This window comes from Flavobacterium sp., from assembly GCF_031363805.1.
GTDB lineage: Bacteria > Bacteroidota > Bacteroidia > Flavobacteriales > Flavobacteriaceae > Flavobacterium.
The window spans coordinates 1-4004 of the sequence record NZ_JANLVD010000065.1 but is presented as its reverse complement, the minus strand read 5'-3'; the positions used below and the strand labels follow the sequence as shown (position 1 = coordinate 4004).

General features: G+C 33.9%; 3 protein-coding genes. All 3 read left to right on the top strand.

Translation table 11 applies throughout. From position 1 onward, the window contains the following. The coding region (locus RMN92_RS03910) for an Eco57I restriction-modification methylase domain-containing protein (RefSeq protein WP_309608157.1) at positions 1–1944 on the top strand (1944 nt) is incomplete at its 5' end. Between the two features lie 154 nt (positions 1945–2098). Continuing rightward, on the top strand, positions 2099–2539 hold the full coding sequence (gene tnpA, locus RMN92_RS03905; protein WP_309608156.1) for an IS200/IS605 family transposase: 441 nt from the start codon (positions 2099–2101) through the stop codon (positions 2537–2539). A gap of 843 nt (positions 2540–3382) precedes the next feature. Next, positions 3383–4004, top strand: a 622-nt coding sequence (locus RMN92_RS03900; RefSeq protein WP_309608155.1) for a hypothetical protein, incomplete at its 3' end; no start/stop codon positions are given.

The window sequence follows — 4004 nt, the reverse complement described above, 5'->3', positions numbered from 1 at the left end:
GCACGGCTCAGAGATTTATTTTCTTATTCAGAAAATGCAAACCCATTTAACGAGAAGGAAACAAAATCTTTAATTGAGGCAATAAACAATTGCAAAATACTTGACCCTGCTTGCGGTAGCGGGGCATTCCCAATGGGTGTGTTGCATAAGATGGTTCACATACTTACCAAACTTGACAACGGAAATAAATTGTGGAGAGAGTTGCAAAAACAAAAAGCAATTCAGGAAATGGAAACTGCTTATCAAATTGTTGAAAAGGCAGAAAGGAAAAAACGATTGGATGAAATTGACGATGTGTTTGATAACAACGCCAGCGACTACGGAAGAAAACTTTACCTGATTGAAAACTGCATTTACGGAATAGACATACAACCCATTGCTGTGCAAATTGCCAAGTTGCGTTTTTTCATTTCACTCATCATTGACCAAAATGTGTCTCCATCTTCCCAGATGGAGAATATGGGCATACGCCCGTTACCGAATCTTGAAACAAAATTTGTTGCTGCTAATTCTTTAATTGGTTTGGATAAACCAGAACAGGGAATGTTTAGAAATCCTGAGATTGAAGGAAAGGAAAAGCAGTTGAAAGATTTGCGACATAATTATTTTACTGCCAAGACCAGAAAAGATAAAATACGTCTGCAAGATGCAGACAAAACTTTGCGGAAAGAAATTGCAAAACTGTTGGAAGATGATGGATGGAATACAACGGTAGCAAAACAAATTGTTGCCTTTGACCCTTACGACCAAAATCTTTCAGCACCATTCTTTGAAAGCGAATGGATGTTTGGTTTAATAGATGGATTTGATATTGTCATTGGGAATCCACCTTATGGAGCAAAGTTTTCAGACGAAGAAAAATTGTATTTCAAAAACAACTATAAGTATCAGGATTATCAACCCGAAAGTTTTTTGTTTTTTACTGAAAAGAGTTTTGAGTTTTTAAAAATCAACGGTGTTCTTTCATTTATCATTCCTAACACATGGCTGACAAATCTAAAACTGATTAAGATTAGAAAGTTCTTGACAAGCAATAATGTAATTCAAAATATTTCACACTATCACAAAAGTGTGTTTGATGCTGTGGTTGATACCGAAGTTGTGATTTTTAAAAAAGGTTTTGTTGCTAACAACATGGTGAAAATTTTTAATCACATTGATGCGGAACAATTACAGGAATTAAAACACAATCAAAATACATGGAAAGAAAAAAATGGTGATGTGATAAACATTTTCACAAACCCTAAAATTGAAAAGTTGGTTGAGAAATTAAAAACCGGTACCGAAGTATTGAGTTTTTACTGTGTTTTATATTCAGGTGTTAAGCCATACGAAATTGGAAAAGGAGTTCCACCTCAAACACAGGAAATTTTAAAAAATAGAGTTTATGATTCTGCAAGCAAAAAAAATAGTTCTTATAAAAAGGTATTAAGAGGCAGCGATATTGGTAAGTATGTCAATAATTGGAATGGAGAACGGTGGATAAAATATGGAGACAATCTTGCTGCACCAAGAAAGCCAGTAATTTTTTCACAACCTAAAATTGTTATTAGACAAACTGGTGATTCTCTAATTGCAACTTTTGATGATGAAGAATTTATTTGTCTTAATAATACTCATGTTATCAATCAAAAAATAAAAGTTGATTTGAAATACATGCTTGCACTTATCAATTCAACTCTACTCAATTTTTATTTTCAATATCTGAATCCTGAAACTGGTGAAGCATTAGCAGAAGTCAAAAAAGAAACAGAGGAAAAACTTTTAATCAAAAAAGCCAAAGACCAAAAACCCTTTATCACACTTGTTGACAAAATACTTTCAGCCAAAGAAAAAGACCCGAAAGCAGATACCAGCAAATTAGAAAAGCAATTAGATGAAATGGTTTACAAACTTTATGAATTAACAGAGGAAGAAATCGCCATCATTGAAAATAAAAAATGATGCTAAAGCAAAAAGATAAATGAAATTATTTTTGTCAGTTGCTTAAAAGCAACTGCAATAGATGCAGCAGAATCCATTACAGTCAGATTTATCTGACTGTAAATAAAAATAAAGAAGCAACTGGCTTTAGCCACATAAAATACAAAACAAAATTATGAGTTGGGTAAGAGTTTATATGCACATGGTATTCTCTACAAAAAACAGAGAACCATTTCTCAATTCAAAAGAGTTGAGAAAAAAAGTATTTCAGCACATCAAAATAAATGCAGATGAAAAAGGAATCTGGCTTGATTGTGTTAATGGCTGGCAGGAACATGCGCATTGTTTAATCTCTTTAGGCAAAGAACAAACTATCAGTAAAGTGGCTCAACTCATCAAAGGTGAATCATCTTTTTGGATAAATCAAAACAAGCTGACCTCTGAAAAATTTATTTGGCAGGATGATTATTGGGTGGTAGGCGTCAGTGAAAGCCATCTTGAATCAGTCAGAAAATATATTCATCATCAGGAAGAACACCATTCAAAGAAATCTTTTGCTGAAGAAGTTGATGGGTTTATGGAAAAATATGGCTGGAATTTCAAAAAAGAAAAATAGTATCAGCTAAAAAGAACCTAAAGCCGACACCAGCAAATTAGAAAAACAATTGGATGAAATGGTTTACAAACTTTATGAATTAACGGAAGACGAAATAAAAATTTTAGAAGGAGCACGATGAAAAAGCCACCGCACATTGCAAGCACATTTTTTGCAACCGCACCAAGCCAACGCAGAAAAAAATAAAAAGAGCTTGCAATCTTCCACCCAAGAAAAAAATTGAACTGCGAAGCAATCACGAATACCTTTAAAAAACAATTAGAGAAATGAGTAATTAAAAAATTTCTCCCACCCACAAAAAAAAAATTAAAAACCCAAACGCATCCCGATAACTATCGGGACTAACACGAACAGACACCGCCTTGAATGTAAATCGCTTTGAACAAAGTGTGTGCGAACTTCAAACGACACATCTTCGGACGGACAGCAGAGCAGCAGATAATACCATTAGCTAATATAAAATAGACCAAATTTTCCCCCTCTCGTTTGGGAGAAGGGGCGGGGGTGAGGCGAAAAGAAAAAAACTGTTTTATATTAGCTAATGGTATAACATAAGATTAAAAGAAATTTTAAAAAGAAGGGCTTTGTTCGGTAATCAAACAGTAGTGCTTCTAACAAACAGTGGTGGTAATACAAACAGTGGTGCATCTAATCCCTTCTTTTTAAAACTTCTTTTAATCCCTTCTTCGTTATGCGTCATGGGCGACCTGCTAACATCAAACTGACTGCAAGAACTTAGCGAAGCGTTATCATGAACTCCTTTAAAAAATAAAAGGGAGTGAATAAATTAACTTTGACAACACAAGCCGATTGAAAAAAAAGATTCGACTAATAAAATCAAGAATGAAAAAAATAATAACTCTCATTTATTTTTGTGTTAATATTCAAAGTGCTTTTACACAAGCATTAGACATAGATTCCGTTTATCAAAAGATTGCTTCCGAAAGAGATGAAAGCAAAAGATTGAAATTATTAAACTTATTTTTTAGTGGAACGGAAAGCAAAGACCCTATGATTGACATGCAATATGCGAAACGAATATTGGTGCTGGCACAAAAAAATAATGACAAAATAAGCGAAGCACTGGCATTGAATCAGATTGGATTTGACTATGTCACATTTGGAAATACCGTAAAAGGTTTAGAATATAGATTGAGGTCAATAGAGGTTGCTGAAAAAACAAATAATCTGGAAATGTTAGGCGATTCTAAGCTTCACCTTGGTCTTTATTTTTATGAACAAAAGGAATATGAAAGAGCCATTGAGTTGGGCTTTGCCGGAAACGAAATTGCCATTAAAGCAAAAAATGAAATTATGCAAACCTGGGCTTACTGGCTATTAGGCGATTCGTATTATGAACTCAGTAAATTGGATTCCGCTTTAATGTATGCCCAAAGAGCTTACGACATCTGCATGCGAATTAAATATTTTGATTATATTCATTGGACTTATGAGTCGTTAGGCA

Bases quoted from the DNA above. Each gene is read 5' to 3' on its own strand.
- tnpA (WP_309608156.1), top strand. From the start codon at position 2,099: ATGAGTTGGGTAAGAGTTTATATGCACATGGTATTCTCTACAAAAAAC.